The organism is Bacteroides sp. AR20 (assembly GCF_964250605.1).
Taxonomy (GTDB): Bacteria; Bacteroidota; Bacteroidia; order Bacteroidales; family Bacteroidaceae; genus Bacteroides; species Bacteroides uniformis.
Genome location: NZ_CAXUGK010000011.1, coordinates 26,323 through 42,760, shown reverse-complemented (window position 1 = coordinate 42,760; position 16,438 = coordinate 26,323). Strand labels below are relative to the sequence as shown.

At 47.4% G+C, this 16,438-nt stretch carries 13 protein-coding genes; 5 read left to right on the top strand and 8 right to left on the bottom strand.

What is annotated here, in order from left to right; translation table 11 throughout:
* The first annotated feature begins 31 nt into the window (after positions 1–31).
* The 3 genes from ACESTD_RS07785 to ACESTD_RS07775 are packed head-to-tail and all read left to right on the top strand — an operon-like array spanning position 32 to position 2,506.
* The gene (locus tag ACESTD_RS07785; RefSeq protein ID WP_005833230.1) at positions 32–931 is read left to right on the top strand and encodes a lysophospholipid acyltransferase family protein; all 900 of its coding nucleotides are present in this window, start codon (positions 32–34) and stop codon (positions 929–931) included.
* Positions 924–1,940, top strand: a complete 1,017-nt coding sequence (locus ACESTD_RS07780) for a glycosyltransferase family 2 protein (protein WP_117958850.1) — start codon at positions 924–926, stop codon at positions 1,938–1,940. Before ACESTD_RS07785 ends, ACESTD_RS07780 begins: the two co-directional genes overlap by 8 nt.
* A 47-nt stretch (positions 1,941–1,987) precedes the next feature.
* Positions 1,988–2,506, top strand: a complete 519-nt coding sequence (locus ACESTD_RS07775; RefSeq protein ID WP_005830204.1) for a methylglyoxal synthase — start codon at positions 1,988–1,990, stop codon at positions 2,504–2,506.
* Between the two features lie 653 nt (positions 2,507–3,159).
* Here the strand turns inward: ACESTD_RS07775 and folB are convergent.
* From folB to ACESTD_RS07760, 3 genes are all read right to left on the bottom strand, one after another.
* Positions 3,160–3,525 carry a dihydroneopterin aldolase gene (gene folB / locus ACESTD_RS07770; protein WP_005830212.1) on the bottom strand — a complete coding sequence of 122 codons (366 nt, stop codon included), beginning with the start codon at positions 3,523–3,525 and terminating at the stop codon, positions 3,160–3,162.
* A gap of 274 nt (positions 3,526–3,799) precedes the next feature.
* Entirely contained in the window at positions 3,800–6,493 is a 2,694-nt protein-coding gene (locus tag ACESTD_RS07765; RefSeq protein ID WP_195288868.1) for a 4-alpha-glucanotransferase, read from the bottom strand.
* 131 nt (positions 6,494–6,624) lie between these two features.
* Positions 6,625–9,162 carry an adenosylcobalamin-dependent ribonucleoside-diphosphate reductase gene (locus ACESTD_RS07760; RefSeq protein ID WP_373158742.1) on the bottom strand — a complete coding sequence of 846 codons (2,538 nt, stop codon included), beginning with the start codon at positions 9,160–9,162 and terminating at the stop codon, positions 6,625–6,627.
* 417 nt (positions 9,163–9,579) lie between these two features.
* Between ACESTD_RS07760 and ACESTD_RS07755 the strand changes: the two genes are divergently transcribed.
* On the top strand, positions 9,580–10,314 hold the full coding sequence (locus tag ACESTD_RS07755) for an NADPH-dependent oxidoreductase (protein WP_044468986.1): 735 nt from the start codon (positions 9,580–9,582) through the stop codon (positions 10,312–10,314).
* 70 nt (positions 10,315–10,384) lie between these two features.
* Here ACESTD_RS07755 and dnaA read toward each other — a convergent pair whose 3' ends face one another.
* The 3 genes from dnaA to ACESTD_RS07740 form a co-directional block, all read right to left on the bottom strand.
* Entirely contained in the window at positions 10,385–11,770 is a 1,386-nt protein-coding gene (dnaA, locus tag ACESTD_RS07750; RefSeq protein WP_061411268.1) for a chromosomal replication initiator protein DnaA, read from the bottom strand.
* A gap of 352 nt (positions 11,771–12,122) precedes the next feature.
* Positions 12,123–13,016, bottom strand: coding sequence for an MlaD family protein (locus ACESTD_RS07745; RefSeq protein ID WP_005827282.1), 894 nt, complete (start codon positions 13,014–13,016; stop codon positions 12,123–12,125).
* Positions 13,017–13,029: 13 nt separating this feature from the next.
* Positions 13,030–14,265: an N-acetylmuramoyl-L-alanine amidase gene (locus ACESTD_RS07740; RefSeq protein WP_005827280.1), complete on the bottom strand. Its 1,236-nt coding sequence runs from the start codon at positions 14,263–14,265 to the stop codon at positions 13,030–13,032.
* 200 nt (positions 14,266–14,465) lie between these two features.
* On the opposite strand from ACESTD_RS07740, the gene ACESTD_RS07735 reads away from it, so the two are divergent.
* Positions 14,466–15,419 carry a transporter gene (locus ACESTD_RS07735; RefSeq protein ID WP_035449132.1) on the top strand — a complete coding sequence of 318 codons (954 nt, stop codon included), beginning with the start codon at positions 14,466–14,468 and terminating at the stop codon, positions 15,417–15,419.
* A gap of 12 nt (positions 15,420–15,431) precedes the next feature.
* Here the strand turns inward: ACESTD_RS07735 and ACESTD_RS07730 are convergent, their stop codons facing one another.
* Together ACESTD_RS07730 and ACESTD_RS07725 are read right to left on the bottom strand one after the other, a co-directional pair.
* Positions 15,432–15,707: a hypothetical protein gene (locus ACESTD_RS07730; RefSeq protein WP_005833197.1), complete on the bottom strand. Its 276-nt coding sequence runs from the start codon at positions 15,705–15,707 to the stop codon at positions 15,432–15,434.
* Between the two features lie 143 nt (positions 15,708–15,850).
* Positions 15,851–16,432 (bottom strand): Crp/Fnr family transcriptional regulator, encoded by a 582-nt coding sequence (locus tag ACESTD_RS07725; RefSeq protein ID WP_195288866.1) that lies wholly within the window; start codon positions 16,430–16,432, stop codon positions 15,851–15,853.
* Between the last annotated feature and the right edge of the window lie 6 nt (positions 16,433–16,438).

Below are 16,438 nucleotides of genomic sequence, written 5' to 3'. Positions count from 1 at the left end.
AACTCATAACTTATAACTCATAACTGACGAAGTGAAATCAAAAATTGTCTATTGGTTGACTTATGCGGGCATGTGGCTTGTGGCACTTCTGCCTTTCCGGGCGCTTTATGCATTGTCTGACGGGCTGTACTTCCTGATGCGCCACGTCGTGCATTATCGGAAGAAAGTCGTTCGCCGCAACCTTCGCAATTCCTTTCCGGAGAAGTCGGAAACCGAATTGATGGAGATAGAGCGCAAGTTCTACCATTATATCTGCGACTATATGCTGGAAGAGGTGAAGATGCTGCGCATGTCTTTCGAGGAGCTCTGCCGCCGGATGAAGTATGATAATAAGGAAGAATACCTTGCCATGATAGAGAAGCATGGAGGCATTGTACTGTTGATTCCCCATTATGCCAATTTTGAGTGGATTATAGGCATGGGGGCCATCATGCATCCGGGCGACATCCCGGTGCAGGTGTACAAACCGCTAAGCAATAAGTATCTGGACGAGATGTTTAAGCATATCCGCGCCCGGTTCGGAGGATACAATGTGGCGAAACATTCCACGGCACGCGAAGTGATAAAGCTTCGCCGTGAAGGCAGGCGGATAGCCATCGGCCTGATTACAGACCAGTCGCCCAACCGCAGCGAGGCCCATTATTGGACCACTTTCTTGAATCAGGACACCGTGTTCATGGATGGCGCCGAGCGCATTGCCAAGCTGATGGACTTCCCCGTCTTTTATTGTGAATTGGAACGGACATCCAGGGGATATTGCAAAGTGCTCTTCGATTTGGTTACCGAAACTCCCAAGCAGACGGCGGATGGCGAGATAACCGAGTGCTTCGCCCGTCGTCTGGAGCAGACCATCCGGCGCGAACCGGCTTATTGGTTCTGGTCTCATAAACGCTGGAAAAATAAACGAAAAGAATCTGTGCAACATGGATAAGATTGCTGTTGTCATATTGAATTGGAACGGATGTGATATGCTCCGTTCCTTCCTTCCCTCTGTTGTGCGTTTTTCGGAGGTGGATGGTGCTGTGGTGTATGTGGCGGACAATGGCTCTACGGATGCTTCCGTGGCAATGCTCCGTCGCGAGTTTCCTTCTGTGCACTTGATTCTGCTGGAAGAGAACCACGGTTTTGCCGACGGATACAATCTGGCATTGAAGCAGGTGGAGGCAGAATATGTAGTGCTGCTCAACTCCGATGTAGAGGTCACCGAGCACTGGCTTGTCCCGTTGGCAGAGTATATGGATGCCTATCCGGAGACGGCCGCTTGCCAGCCGAAGATACGCAGTTGGCGTAACAAGGGGCAGTTTGAATATGCCGGAGCTGCGGGAGGTTTCATCGACCGCTATGGCTATCCCTTCTGCCGCGGCCGTATTATGGGCGTGGTAGAAGAGGACAAGGGGCAATACGACACGGTGATACCCATTTTCTGGGCTACGGGGGCGGCTCTGTTCATCCGTCTGGCAGACTACCGGGAAGTGGGTGGGCTGGACGGACGTTTTTTTGCCCACATGGAGGAGATAGATTTATGTTGGCGGCTTCGTGCCCGTGGCAGACAGTTGGCATGTATACCGCAGAGTGTGGTATTTCATGTGGGAGGGGCCACTTTGAAGAAGGAGAATCCGCGCAAGACCTTCCTCAATTTTCGTAATAACCTTGTCATGCTTTATAAGAATCTGCCGCAGGAGGACTTGGCGTCCGTGATGCGTGTACGTGCGGTGCTCGATTATGTGGCTGCGTTCAGTTTCATGCTGAAAGGCCAGTTACCCAATGCTTTGGCCGTATTCCGTGCGCGCCGTGCCTACCACTCCCTCCGCACTTCATTAGCAGCGTCCCGCAAAGAGAATCTGAAAAAAACTACGCTTGCCGTAATACCGGAACGGACAAAAAACAGTATATTGGCGCAGTTTTATCTGCATGGAAAGAAATTCTTTTCCCAATTGTAGGAACTGTTGCCTTTTATAATTGTTCAATCTATTAAAGGTTTTGAATTATGGAAAAACTAGTTAGAAAAATCGGATTAGTGGCACACGACGCCATGAAGAAAGACCTCATCGAGTGGGTACTGTGGAACTCGGAATTGCTGATGGGGCATAAATTCTATTGTACGGGTACCACGGGTACCCTTATCCTCGAAGCCCTCCGGGAGAAACATCCTGATGTGGAGTGGGATTTCACTATCCTTAAATCCGGTCCTTTGGGCGGTGACCAGCAGATGGGCTCGCGCATTGTGGACGGAGAGATTGACTATCTTTTCTTTTTCACCGACCCGATGACCCTTCAGCCGCACGATACGGATGTGAAGGCGTTGACCCGCCTTGCCGGTGTGGAGAACATCGTGTTCTGCTGCAACCGCAGTACGGCAGACCATATCATTTCCAGCCCGTTGTTTGTCGACCCGACGTATGAACGCACTGTTCCCGATTACAGCAACTACACCAAGCGGTTTGCAAATAAGCCGGTGGTGGCCGAAGCGGTGGAATCGGCAAAGAAGCGGAAACGGCAAAAATAAGGATGAAACTCGGTTCTACTGGGCATTCTTAATCTATCGCTACCCTTCGTTCATGGACAGCCCACACTGGTGCGATAGCCCACCCTTGCCGTTTGAAGTCATAGAGTTGCACAATAATGGTGTTGGTGAATCTGCCCATTCTATGTCGTTGAGGTATTGGTAGGGGAAGCGGAACTCTGTGAGGTTTATTTTCAATAGTTCATTCCTTCTGAAGTCTGCATAGTTGTATGGGTTTGTAAAGTCGTAAGGGGTGGGCAGGTAGAGGGCATTTCTCCAATGAAACTCGGAGCTGTATTTGATAGCAAGCGGCCGGTAGCAGGAAGAGAGCGACGATGGGGAGTAATGCCAGTCGTTGTATAGCGTTTCTCATTGACTTTTTGTTGATGATGGGGCAAAGGTACGGAATATTGGTATCAATGGTTGTATTCTACGGCAGAAAAGTTGCTGCATGCTCACTGCAGAACTTCTGTATACATTTTGCAGTGCTACTGCATATCTGTTGCAGCGTTACTGCAAAGCTGTTGCAGTACTACTGCAAATATATGTGCAGTGTTACTGCAAACCGTTTGCAGCGCCACTGCAAAAAGCATGCAGTGTCTTTGCAGTGGGAAGTGTCTGTGTATCAATAGTGAATGGGGTGATTCGGCAATCTGTCATTCTCCGCGGCGTTGGCATATTTCCACTCCTGCAGCCTCTATATCCGCGCCCATCGGTGGATTGCGCTTTGCCAGCTTGAGGGTTATTTCTTCTATCTGTGGGAAGTCGTGGAACAATCGGTTTATAATTCGCCCGCATACATGTTCCAATAGTTTGGAAGGAATGTCCATCTCTGCCTTCACAGCTGTATGTACATCGGCATAGCTCACGGTGTCGGCTACGTCGTCCGTTTCTGCCGCACGCCGGATATCAACTTGCAGGCGCAGGCTGACGGTAAACTCATTGCCTACCACGGTTTCTTGTTCACCCACGCCGTGATGGGCGAAGAAGCGAAGCGTGTCAAGGAAAATATAACTGGTCATTACTTGTAGATTGTTTTCTGCAAACTTACTGATATTTTGTGGTACGGGCAAATCAGTATCCGGTTATTACGATTCAGGTTGCGGATTGTATTCTGTAAAATATAAAAATAGCGCGAAATTGTTTTTTATAGAATACAATTATGTGAGGGTCGGAATAAACTTATCGAACTATTTTAGGCACGGAATTATACGGGTTATCACGGTTGCTTTCAATATTATCCGTGATTGTCCATGTAATCCGTGCCTAAAATAACCCTTTGTTAAGAATCCTTTCTTATCTTCCGGTGCTTTCTATCATGCTCCTTATTTTCTCGTTCAGGCTTTCTGCCTTCATCAGTTGTTCCAGTGTCAGGTGCATGCGCCAGCGCCAGTAGTGCCGCGGGTTGGCAGGAATATTGATGCGTTCTTCCTGCACGTTCGGGTTGCGCCATTTGCCGTCCATGGACATCCAGTCTTGCAGGGAGAGGATGCAGAGGATGGAGTTGCTATGGAGGTGATTGCGAACCACTTCTTCGCAGAGCTCCGGCGTGGCCGTTGCCGGTGCGGCACCGTAGTGCCCGAGCATGGTGTTGTAGTAACGCTGCGTCTGTTGGAAGTCTTCTTCCCACCAGCCGCGCAGGGTAGACATGTCGTGCGTGGAGATGGTGCAGACCGAACGGTATGGATACCAGTCTGTGTGGCCGAATTCTTGTTTCGGGTCTTTCGGCATACGTTGTATCTCCAGGGAAAGGATACGCAGGTCGTTCATCACCCATGCCACGCAATCGGGAATCATGCCTAAGTCCTCACCGCATACCAGCATGCGCGTGGACTGTGTCAGTTGCGGCAGTTTCTTCATGGCTTGCTGTCCCCAGAAGTCGTTGTGGCGGTGATAGTAGTACTGGTCATACAGCCGGTTGAAGGCAGCCTTTTCCCAATCGTTCAGTGCGCGGTAGATGTAGTCGTGCTGCACGCCGATGCGCGGATGGTATTCGTGCGGATTGTTGCGGTCGGGTACGAACAGCACATCGCTGATAAGGGCGTAAAGCCCGTCACGAATCCAGATGCTGTCATCGTCCGTTTTTCCGGCAAAGTAGGCTTCCACCTTGCGCTGGGTGTCGAACTCGGGACGCATGCGGTAAACCTCCCACGTGTCTGTCGGCTCTATGAAGGTCTGTTTCACATAGTCTGTATGCGGGCCGAAGATTTGTCCGAGGAAGTACTCATGGATATAGGGCTTCAGGAAGAAGTCTTCGCGGAATGCCAGCCCGTAGCTTTCTATCTCCTCGCGCGTCATGGGCAGGGCGGGGACGAATTGTCCCAACAGCCCGTGTACGGCGTGCATCGGTATCTCCCAAATGCGGAAGAAGCCGAGGATGTGGTCTATGCGGTAGGCATCGAAGTATTCTGCCATTTTGTGGAAACGTTTCATCCACCAGGCATAACCGTCTTTTTCCATGACATCCCAGTTGTAGGTGGGGAGGCCCCAGTTCTGTCCGTTCACGGAGAAGTCGTCGGGCGGTGCACCGGCTTGGCCGTTCAGGTTGAAGTAGTGGGGTTCCTTCCAGGCTTCCACACTGTTGCGGCTGATGCCGATGGGGATGTCGCCTTTCAGCACTACGCCGTTGGTGCGCGCATGTTCGGTGGCGGCAAGCAGTTGCAGGTGCAGATTGAACTGGATGTAGTAGTAGATGGCAATATGCGGATAGTCGGCAGAGTCCGGCCGGCACAATGTCTCTATCTCCTTGGCATCGTAGGTGGCATACTTGGGCCACTCGCGGAAATTCGGGGTCTTGTAGGCATCACGCAGGTAGCTGAAGACGGCATATGGCTGCAACCATTCCTTGTTGGCTTCGTAGAAATTACGGAAAGCATCCGATGCCAGCACCTTTTCCCCTTCCTGCTTGAAGATGAGGTGGAAGTATTCCCACTTTGTCTTGTTCACAGCTTCGTAGTCCACGGCGGGCAGGGCATTCAGTTCCTTCTGGCGTTTGTTGAATTCGGCCATCACCTTCTTGTCCTTCAAGCTGCCCAACTGCTTCAGGTCGGCGTACATGGGATGGAAGGCATAGATGGAGATGCTACTGTAAGGGTAGGAGTCTGTCCAGGTATGCGTCATGGTAGTGTCGTTGATGGGCAGAATCTGCACCGCCTTCTGATTGGTGGCAACTGCCCAGTCAATCATGCGCTTCAAGTCGCCGAAATCGCCTACACCGAAGCTTTTCTCGGAGCGCAGGGAGAATACGGGTACGGCTACTCCGGAACCTTTCCATGCAGGAAGATTGAAGTATACATAACGGTCGCCGACAGCCAGCGTTTCGTTGGCGGCTATCTGCGGGTCGGCCATATAGCGGTTGGGATTGTTCTCCCAGGCCACGGCACGGCGCTCTTTCTTGTTGTAAAGGACGAATTTATACTCTAGCGGGAAGCTGATTTTGCCGGCATCCACTTCTACCTGCCATTCGGGGAAGTCGATGTCGCTCATAAGGGCAGCTTTGTCCGGGTTCCAGTCACCCAGCGCCTTCTGGTTTCCGCAGAGTGCCAGGCAATGGTCACTGTCTATGCAGGGGGCGTACGCCTTTATCAGCAACCCCTTTTTGTAGCTTTTCGGGGCGGCACTGCGTTCGCGATGCGCCAGCAGGGATTCTGTGAAAGCGGATGTATAAAAATACTGCTGCTCGGGCAGATTCTTCCAACAATCTTCTATGCGGTAAACTTTCTTCGGATTGTCTGCAACGTGCAGGATGCGTGGCAGGCTGTTCCACTCTGTCCGTATGGTTCTGCCATCTCGATAGATGTGGTAACTGTATTCGACGCTTCCATTACCGGGAATCTGGATATCCACTTCCGCGGTCCAGTGAATGCCGTCTACAGTGTGCAGGGGGGTGGCTTTGTCGGGCTGGTTGTTGCCAAGTTCCGGGATGGAACCCAGGACTCTGACTTCTTCACCCCAGCTGGTGCGATACTCGATATTGAATATTAGTGTCATATTATATTAGATTTAGAAGTAGCAATAGCTGCAATGATTATGCAAGTATAGAAATTATTCCTCATAATCATGCAGCTACCGTTATCTAAGTCATTTAAATTCCTATGCAAACGTTTGTGCTTGCCGTGGGATTATCCACAGCGGGAAGCTCCGCACGTCTTGCAGATGAGGCAACCTTCTTGGTAAACCAGTGTTTCGTTACCGCAGTTGGGGCATTTCTTGCCTTTGGCTTCCGTGCCGTCCTGGATGTATTTCTTCAGGGCGCGTTCCACACCGTTCTTCCAGGTGTTGATGTTTTCGCTGTCCAGTTGCAGTGAACCTACCAGCTTGATGACCTGCTCGATAGGCATGCGGTAGCGCAATACACCGGAAATCAGCTTGGCATAGTTCCAATACTCTTTGTTGAACTTCTCGGACAGCCCCTCGATGGTGACTTTGTATCCGCGCTTGTTCTCGAACTGGAAGTCGTAACGCTTGTTTCCGTGCTCATCCACATTCTTGATGATGTGGCCCGACACCACATTCTTCGGCAGGATGATGCCTTCATCATCATCCAGCACACCGGTGAATATTTCGTAGGGATGATTGTCCAGCAAGCCGACGAATGCCACCCATTTCTCCTTGTTGTTCTGGAAGCGGACAACGTCTGCATCCAATATTCTGGGACGTGTTTCAACGACTGTAGGCGGTTTGCACGGGGGAAGCTCGGACTTCTTGTCGCTCTTGGTAGAGATGAGCACGCCGGAACGCGAACCGTCGCGGTAAACCGTACAGCCCTTGCAGCCGGATTTCCATGCTTCTACATACAGACGGTTCACGAGGTCTTCGTCTACGTCGTTCGGCAGGTTGATGGTTACGCTGATAGAGTGGTCCACCCATTTTTGGATACGTCCCTGCATCTTGACTTTCATCAGCCAGTCCACGTCGTTGGAGGTTGCTTTATAATAAGGTGATTTCTCTACCAGGGCATCCACTTCTTCCTGCGTGTAGCGTTTGGCGGGGTTGTATCCTTGTGCTTCCATCCAAGTCACGAACTTGGGGTGGAACACGATATATTCTTCAAAGGCATCTCCGGTTTCGTCGATGAAGTCCACATGGACGTTCGTATCGTTGGGATTCACTTTGCGGCGGCGCTTGTACACGGGCAGGAATACGGGCTCGATACCGGAGGTGGTTTGAGTCATCAGGCTGGTGGTGCCGGTCGGGGCGATGGTCAGACAGGCAATGTTGCGGCGTCCGTACTTCTTCATCTCCTCGTACATTTCCGGGTCAGCTTCACGCAGGCGGTTGATGAACGGGTTGTTCTTTTCGCGTTCTGTATCGTATACCTCGAATGCGCCGCGTTCTTTGGCCATTTCTATGGAGGAGCGATAGGCGTTGAGTGCCACCGTCTTGTGTACTTGCTCCGAGAATTCGGTTGCCTCTTCAGTGCCATAACGCAATCCCAGGGCGGCAAGCATGTCGCCTTCTGCCGTGATACCTACACCGGTACGGCGGCCTTGGGCGCTTTTCTTGTAAATCTTCTGCCACAAAACGCGTTCTGTATGTTTCACGTCTTCACTTTCGGGGTCGGCATCTATCTTGCTCATGATGCGCTCTATCTTCTCCAGTTCAAGGTCGATGATATCGTCCATGATGCGTTGGGCCAAAGCTACATGCTTCTTGAATAGCTCAAAGTCAAAGTAGGCGTCCGGCTTGAACGGATTGACCACGTATGAGTAAAGGTTGATGGCGAGCAGACGGCAGGAGTCGTACGGGCACAGTGGAATTTCGCCGCATGGATTGGTGGATACGGTACGGTAGCCCAGGTCTGCATAGCAGTCGGGCACGGATTCCTTTAATATGGTATCCCAGAACAATACACCGGGTTCTGCCGATTTCCATGCATTGTGCACAATCTTTTTCCATAATGCGGATGCGTCAATGTCTTTTTGAAATGCCGGCTCTGTGGCGTCAATCGGATATTGCTGTGTATATGGTTTGCCTTCGATGGCGGCCTGCATGAAGTCGTCGGTCAGTTTTACGGAAACGTTGGCTCCGGTCACTTTGCCCTCAGTCATCTTGGCATCGATGAAGGCTTCCGAGTCGGGGTGTTTGATGGATACGCTGAGCATCAGTGCGCCGCGGCGTCCATCTTGAGCTACTTCGCGTGTAGAGTTTGAATAGCGTTCCATGAAGGGAACCAAGCCGGTGGAGGTCAGTGCCGAGTTCTTTACCGGTGAACCTTTCGGACGGATATGGGATAAGTCGTGTCCCACGCCGCCACGGCGTTTCATCAGCTGTACTTGTTCTTCGTCTATCTTGAAGATGGCACCATAAGAATCCGCTTCGCCGTCCACACCGATAACAAAGCAGTTGGACAGAGAGGCTACCTGATAGTTGTTTCCGATTCCGGTCATCGGGCTTCCTTGCGGAACAATGTACTTGAAGTGGTCGAGTAAGCCGAAAAATTCCTCTGAACTTAATGGATTGGGGTACTTGGCCTCAATGCGGGCTACCTCATTGGCTATTCGCCAATGCATGTCTTCCGGAGACTTTTCGTAAATATTTCCGAAAGAATCTTTGACTGCATATTTGTTTACCCAAACTCTGGCAGCCAACTCGTCGCCTTGGAAGTATTTTAAAGATTCTCCGTAGGCTTCGTCATAAGAATAATTTTTCTTTTCCACAATGTTGTATCTCTTAGGATTAGTTACAAATAAGTAAAGTTGTAGAAGTTGTACTTATCGTTAACAAATGCATTTGCAAAGCTATGAATGTTTTTCAACTTGGCAAAATTAAAATGAATGTTTTTATCAACCGATGTATAGTTTTCTATTGATTGCTATTAATTTATTGGTTTATAATGTTTTAATGATTTGAGTAAACGAATAAGTTTTCCAAAATGGAATTTATTAACAACTTGTTGGGCTGAAAGGTTCTCGGTTTAGTCGAACATAAGGTTACTTTTATCTGCTCGTAGAGATAATAATTGTTCATTTCTTGTTGAAAAGATGTATTTTATTCCGGATATATGATGATAAAAAAAGTGTGAACTCTTGAATGAATTGTTCGTGGATTACATTATCTTTGCAAAAAAAGAAAGAATGGAAAGCTTGAAACAAAGGAGAACAATCCGAAAATACCAGCAGAAGGATATTTCTGCTGATTTGTTAAATGATTTGCTTGAAACCTCTTTCCGGGCTTCTACAGTCGGGAACATGCAGGTTTATAGTGTGATTGTGACGCGTGATGCAGAGCGTAAAGCCAAACTGGCGCCTGCACATTTCAATCAGCCGATGGTTCGGACGGCGCCGGTAGTGCTTACTTTCTGCATAGATTTGCGCCGCTTCAGCAAGTGGTGTGAGCAACGTAAGGCTGAGCCGGGATACAACAACTTTGAGTGGTTTGTGACGGGGGCTGTCGATACCTTGCTGGTGGCACAGACTTTTTGTGTGGCTGCCGAGGAGAAGGGGTTGGGCATTTGCTATCTGGGAACTACCACTTACAACCCTCAGATGATTGTCGAAGCGTTGGAGTTACCGGAATTGGTGTTTCCCATCACGACAGTCACAGTGGGATGGCCTGCCGAACAGCCGGAACAAGTGGACCGTTTGCCGCTGGAGGCCATTGTACACGAAGAGGTTTATCATGATTATACTCCTCAGGACATTGACCGGTTGTATGCCTATAAAGAATCGCTTCCTGAGAACAAGCAGTTCATCTTGGAGAACAATAAGGAAACGCTGGCGCAGGTCTTTACAGATGTGCGTTATACGAAGAAAGACAGTGAGGCAATGTCGGAGAATCTTTGGAAGATAATGAAAAAGCAGGGATTTTGAAAATTAAGGATTAGGGATAAGGGGTTAAGCTAATGCATACTTAGCTGCATTTAATCCCTTATCCTTATTCTTATCCTTTTTTCAGTGCGGCTTGAATCTCGTCAATTTCCGCACGGAATGATTTGTCTACCTCTTTCAGCTCTTTGATGGTTTTACATGCATGCAATACAGTGGCATGGTCTTTATGTCCAATTAGCGCACCGATTTTTGCTGTAGAGAAGTCTGTATAGTTTTTGGCTAAATACATGGCTATTTGTCGTGCTTGCACCACTTCCCGCTTTCTGGATTTTGTGTGGATGGTGGCAGTTTCCAATCCGAAGTGCTTGCATACGGTGTTGATGATTTCATCGACAGTCACTGCCTTGCTTTCGCTGTTCACTACCTTGCGGACGATACGTTGCGTCAGTTCCAGGTCTATTTCTTTATTGTATATGGTGGAATGCGCCATAATGGAAATGACGATGCCCTCCAGGTCACGTACACTGTCGCCCACGTTCTCTGCAATATAGTCAATCACTTCCTGGGGGAACTGCAGGCCGTCACGGTGTATCTTGTTGCGCAGAATGTTCTTGCGGAGTTCTACGGTAGGTTTCTCCAGCTCAGCCACCATTCCCCATTTAAAACGTGTAATCAGACGCTCTTCCATGCCCTGCAGCAATACCGGTGCACGGTCGGAAGTGAGGATGAGCTGCTTGCCGTTCTGATGCAGATGGTTGAAGATATGGAAGAATGTATTCTGCGTTTTGGTCACGCCGGCAAATTCCTGAATATCATCAATGATTAGAATATCAATGGTCTGGTAGAAGTTGATGAAGTCGTTAGTCGTATTGTTACGTACGGAATCGGTGTATTGCACTTGGAATAGGTGTGCGGATACATACAATACCCTTTTCTCCGGGTATAGTTCCTTGATTTTGGTTCCGATAGCATTGGCAAGATGGGTTTTGCCTACACCTGATGCTCCGTATAGGAACAGCGGATTGAAGATTGTTTTAGCCGGATTGAGAGCGACAGCTTCTGCAACGCTGCGCGATAGCTTGTTGCTGTAACCTTCGATGAAGGTTTCAAAGTTGTATTCTGGATTAAGGTGCGGGTCAAGTTCGGGGACGGGAATCTGCGGAATCCTTTTGTCCATCACTTGTTTTTGCGGTATGATGGTACGCTGTGTAGACTCCAGGTCGACGGTTTTCCGCGAGCTCTTGTCCACCATTACGTTATACATCAATTTAGTTCCCTCACCAATGACCTTATAGAGAGTCTTGCGCAACAAATCAACAAATTTGTCCTCCAAAAACTCATAGAAGAACTGGCTGGGCACTTGTACGACCAGCGTTTTGTCTTCATATTTTAAAGGTATGATGGGAAGAAACCATGTTTTGTATGTCTGCTCCGGAACATTGTCTCTGATGATTTCAAGACAGCGGTTCCACAGCCCGACATGATCTATTTCACTCATAACGGCTATAAATACATTTATTAATTAAGCATAACTTCTACGATTGCAAAATTGGCAATCTTATTCGAGAAAAACAAATCCTTTTTTTTCTTGCGTTTTTAGGGAAAGTAATAAGCTCTTTACTTTCAGCTACTTATCGGTTACTATGAGTATACTCCTTATATAAGGTGTGTTGCATTTATCTAATACTTTGTCATATAGTGGTTTATGTAGCTTTGCGTCTCTTGTTTTCTTTCTGTGCCCAGAGCAGGAAAAAGCCCTTTTTCGCTCCTTGTATAGAGCAAATGAGGGCTTTCCTTTTAATTCCTTTATAGACTTATTATTTAGACAAAATCTATATAACGTCCATCTTTTACTTATCTTTCTTGCCGAATAGGGAGAAATGGACGTATCGTTTCGGATGCGATTTCAAGTCTTCCAATAAACTTGCTGCGTTGGCAGTGGTGGCGTTCAGATTATTATATAGAGAAGGGTCGTTTAGCAAAAGTCCGACGGTATTGTCTTTCTGGTTCAATTTGTCTGTAATCATTTTTACATTGTTCAAAGTTGCGTCTACCTTTTGCATGGCGGCAGCATAATCTATCTCCTTTAAGTTGTTGGAAATGAGTGCAAAGTTGTCTCCAATGGTATTGAGCTTGCCGGTCAGTTGTGGAATATCATCCTTCATTAGAGTTTGCAACTGGCGGCTTGTGACGGCCATACTTGCTGTTAAATCTTGTACGTTATGCAAGGTTGCAGGGATGGCGGGGTCGGCTAGTATGACATTTAAGGATGCGAGGATGGAATCCAGCTTGGGCAGCATCTTCTCTACTTGCGGCATCATGGTGGCAACTTTTTCCATCATTCCGTTGTTCAGCACGCCGGGGATTGTGTCTCCAATCTGGTATTTCTCCCGTGGGTTATTGGCAAGCAGCAGGTTCATCTTTACGCCGCCAAGCATTTCGGCTGCCAGTTCTGCCGTACTTCCTTTGGGAATGCGCAGCTCTGGGTCAACATCTATTTCGGCAACGACTTTGCCCGGTTGGGTATAGTCGTAGTACAAGTCGCGGACAATACCCACGCGGAAGCCGTCGGCAAAGACCGGGCTGGATTTTGTCAGCCCATTGACATTCTGGAATTTCACGTAGAAATAGCTGGAGGGCTTGAACATATTTATCCCTTTCAGGTAGTTGATGCCGTATACCAATATGCAAAGTGCAGCTATGCCTGCTATTCCTATTCTAACTTCTTTTGTAATATACTTCATGATGTATCTTTTGTTATTTATTTCTGTTCTTTTTAAATTCGCTGATGGCTGTGTTGACGTTTATCTTTTCTCCATTCTTGAACGCAATGATGAATGCGTCCTTGAATTTGTCCGTAATGCTACGTTTGCTGCGCAGCACCTTGTTGTAATCGGGTGATGCGCCGTACGTATATTTGTAGATTCCGCCTTCTTTATAATAATCCACGTCTTTCAGTCCTTTCAGTCTTTTGTCATTCTTGGCCAGAGGACGTGAAGAAGTGAGTATCTGTATCTTAAACACGATGCCGCTCTGTTCTGTTTGGGAAACGGCTGCATTTTCTGACCTTTGCGGGCGTTGGGCAGCTTGGTTACTCTCCGCTTGAGGTGCATTTTTCTTTTCCGGTGTCGCTGTAGCTGCGTTGCCTTCTTCTTGAACGGGCTCGGGTACATCCTCCGGAAGAATGGTATTGCTGCTTCCGTTCAACCGGATTTCCTGCTCGCGCTTATAGGTGAGGAAAGCGCGGAAGATACCGTTGGCAAGTGAGGTGGTTCCTGCTTCAGTGTTCAGGTACCGTTCCTCTTCCGGTGTGGAGATGAATCCGAGTTCCACCAGTATGCTTGGCATGGCACTGGCCTTCAATACCAGAAAACCTGCCTGGTGCACGCCCCGATCTGTACGTTTGCAGGTTTGGCGGAAATGCTTTTGTACGAGGGAGGCGAGGTGCACACTCTGTGACATGTATTTGTCTTGCATGAATTCGAAGATGATGTAGGACTCTGCCGAGTTGGGATTGAAGCCGGCATACCGCGTCTTGTAGTCGCTTTCGTAGAGGATAACGGCATTTTCGCGCTTGGCTACTTCCAGATTGGCATCCGATTTTGCCAGACCCAGTGTCCAGGTGGAGGCTCCTTTGGCCGTCCGGTTTTTGGCCAGGGCATTGGTATGTATGGAGATGAACAAATCAGCTTTGGCGTTATTGGCAATTTCAGCGCGCCGGTCCAAGGGGATGAATATGTCCCGGTCCCGCGTATAGATAACTTTTACATCAGGGCAGTTCTTCTTGATTTGTTTGCCAAGTTTGAGTGCTACATTCAGGTTGATATTCTTCTCTTTGGAAATTTTTCCCACTGCACCCGGGTCGTGTCCACCGTGTCCGGGGTCTATAACGACAACAAAGTCTTTCGCTTCAGCGCTGCCACTGCAAAAGGGGGAGATAAGCAGCCCTAAGCATATACTTATATATAATATGTATCGTCTGTATAGTTTCATATAATTGTAGCAAAGACAATGCTTCCTTTTCGCTTGGCAAATGTAGTGGAAATTTATAGAAAACTAATGGATTATGTTCAGTTTTATTGTTCTTCTTCTCATTTTTAGTGTAATTAATGTCTGTGTTTGAGTAATTAGTGGCTCAATGTATTGATAATATGCGTAACTTTGCGGCAGATAATTAAAATAGCAAATCAAGTATGCTGGTTCGTTTTATAAAGAACTGGACGTTGCCTTTGGCAATGCTTGCCGGTACTTTGGGATATTTCTTTTTTGCAGACATTCCTTTTGTGGCGCCTGCCAAACCTTATGTGAATGGGTTAGTGGCTTTCCTGACTCCGCTTTTGATTTTTTCCCAACTTCTGCTCACTTTCTGCAAGGTGGAGGTGCATGAACTGAAACCCAAATCGTGGCATGGATGGTTACTGCTGTTCCAGACGGTTTCTTGCTTGATTGTTGCGGTATTGTTGGTGTGTTGTCCTATGGAGGAGGTCTACCGGGAAGTGTTTGAAGGTGCGATGGTCTGCCTCATTTGTCCCACTGCGACTGCTGCGGCTGTCATTACCGGTAAACTGGGTGGAAGCGCATCCAGCCTGACGACCTATACGTTGTTGTCCAATCTTCTGGCGGCTGTGGCTGTTCCTTTGGTTTTCCCGTTGGTGGAGCCTCATGCTGACATTACTTTTTTTGTTGCATTCCTGAAAATTCTGAGTAAAGTCTTTCCATTGCTGCTTTGTCCTTTCTTGCTGGCATGGTTTCTGCGTGCGTTTGTGCCGAAGGTGCATCATTTTCTGTTGGGTTTCCATGATGCAGCCTTCTATTTGTGGGCGGTAGCTCTTGCCATTGTCTCAGGGCAGACGGTACGTTCATTGGTCAATAGTGATGCACCGGTATTTGTTGAACTGCTGATAGCCCTGGCGGGACTGATAACCTGCTGTATACAATTCTATTTGGGAAAGAGAATCGGCGGTCATTATGGTGAGCGCATTAGCGGAGGGCAGGCGCTGGGGCAAAAGAATACGGTGCTTGCCATCTGGATGGCATATACTTATCTTAATCCGTTATCTTCCGTCGGTCCGGGATCGTATGTGCTGTGGCAGAATATAATCAATAGTTATCAGCTGTGGAAGAAAAGGAAAAATGAGACGGAATAACTGCTGAGTATTTTACATCTTATTTGCTTTATGGACATAGAGGGCGGTTGCAACAATTATCAGTACAAATGCCATAATGAGGAATATTATCCGGATAAGACGATGTTTTGAAAATAGGTTGGCCATGCAGGCAGAAGCCACGCTGAAACGGGCTATTATAGAATCAATTGTGGCGTTTTCGAAAAAGACTGATGCAATACTCCATAGTGCAATAATGGTTAATATAGCATTGGCTGATAAACAAAGAATTTTATCAAGTGGCATTCTAAATACTTTTCTTGTTCTCATATATAGGACTCTATGTTTAACTCCTTTCATTCCTGCCTTTCGCTGAATCAGCCAAAGGATAGGGCAAAAATAAAAGAGAACTTCCTGACAGAATCAATATTATCTTGGAATATTGTTAAATGGTTGAATTTCTAAACCTATGTTTATTTTTTGCTGTCAAAACTCTGTTTGTGTCTGATGCGGCTCATATGAATAGGGGTTATTTTCAAGTAAGACGCAATTTCTTTTAGGGGTACCATTTGTAGGATTTCTGGACATTTTTTAAGAAGTTGGAGATAGCGTTCTTCCGATGTAAATCTGAACAAATCCAAGTAACGTGAATACGACTGAAAAAATAATTGTTCGGCTGCAATACGGGCTATTCGTTGATTTTCTTTGTTCTCTTCAAATTCTTGTAGAAGTAATTCGGAAGAACAGATGTAGATTCTACATGGGGTTATTGCTTGTATATTCAATTCAGATTTTATGTCGTATAAACAATTGGGATAATCAGAGATAAATTCATTGGCAAAAGAAAAACCTACATTATATGTTTTGTTTTCAGTTTGGTTGATGCAGGTATATTTGATTACACCGGATACAATAAACCCGAAGAAAGAACCGACTTCTCCCTCTCGGAGGATAAACTCATTTCTTTTATAATACCGTAGTTCTCCGTTTCTTAAACACAGTTCCCTAAAAAAGTCAGTGTCTATATTGCCCATGTATGAATTAAAATCTGTCATTTACAA

Coding starts and splice junctions, on each gene's coding strand:
- dnaA (WP_061411268.1), bottom strand. CDS start 11,770: ATGAGTGAAATAGATCATGTCGGGCTGTGGAACCGCTGTCTTGAAATC.
- ACESTD_RS07780 (WP_117958850.1), top strand. CDS start 924: ATGGATAAGATTGCTGTTGTCATATTGAATTGGAACGGATGTGATATG.
- ACESTD_RS07735 (WP_035449132.1), top strand. CDS start 14,466: ATGCTGGTTCGTTTTATAAAGAACTGGACGTTGCCTTTGGCAATGCTT.
- folB (WP_005830212.1), bottom strand. CDS start 3,525: ATGACCAGTTATATTTTCCTTGACACGCTTCGCTTCTTCGCCCATCAC.
- ACESTD_RS07730 (WP_005833197.1), bottom strand. CDS start 15,707: ATGAGAACAAGAAAAGTATTTAGAATGCCACTTGATAAAATTCTTTGT.
- ACESTD_RS07745 (WP_005827282.1), bottom strand. CDS start 13,016: ATGAAGTATATTACAAAAGAAGTTAGAATAGGAATAGCAGGCATAGCT.
- ACESTD_RS07740 (WP_005827280.1), bottom strand. CDS start 14,265: ATGAAACTATACAGACGATACATATTATATATAAGTATATGCTTAGGG.
- ACESTD_RS07765 (WP_195288868.1), bottom strand. CDS start 6,493: ATGACACTAATATTCAATATCGAGTATCGCACCAGCTGGGGTGAAGAA.
- ACESTD_RS07755 (WP_044468986.1), top strand. CDS start 9,580: ATGGAAAGCTTGAAACAAAGGAGAACAATCCGAAAATACCAGCAGAAG.
- ACESTD_RS07725 (WP_195288866.1), bottom strand. CDS start 16,432: ATGACAGATTTTAATTCATACATGGGCAATATAGACACTGACTTTTTT.
- ACESTD_RS07775 (WP_005830204.1), top strand. CDS start 1,988: ATGGAAAAACTAGTTAGAAAAATCGGATTAGTGGCACACGACGCCATG.